The following is a 280-nucleotide window of genomic DNA, read 5'->3' as shown; positions in this document are numbered from 1 at the left end:
CGAGCTCGAGCTCGGCGAGGAGCTGCGGGCGGCGGTGGCAGAGGACGGACTTGCCGTCGCGGCAGGCCTTGCGCCCGAGGGCGCAGGCGAGCCAGGTCTTGCCCACCCCGCACGGGCCGGTGATCAGCAGGTTGCGGTGCTCGTCGATCCACTTGCCCGTGGCAAGGTCCCTGAACAGCGCCCTGTCGAGCTTTCGGGCGCCCGGTCATCCACGTCCTCGATGCAGGCGCCGACATGGCGCAGCCTGGCGGCACGCATCCGGGTCTGGAACGTCTTCGTG

At 71.1% G+C, this 280-nt stretch carries 1 protein-coding gene; it reads right to left on the bottom strand.

The window, feature by feature from the left end; translation table 11 throughout:
- On the bottom strand, positions 1-148 hold a 148-nt coding region (locus QSJ97_RS24835), incomplete at its 3' end, for an ATP-binding protein (RefSeq protein ID WP_285675185.1).
- Positions 149-280: the final 132 nt, after the last annotated feature.

The organism is Paralimibaculum aggregatum (assembly GCF_030270585.1).
Lineage (GTDB): Bacteria > Pseudomonadota > Alphaproteobacteria > Rhodobacterales > Rhodobacteraceae > Thermohalobaculum > Thermohalobaculum aggregatum.
The sequence above is the reverse complement of the archived record's forward strand: the minus strand, read 5'-3'. Positions and strand labels throughout refer to the sequence as shown.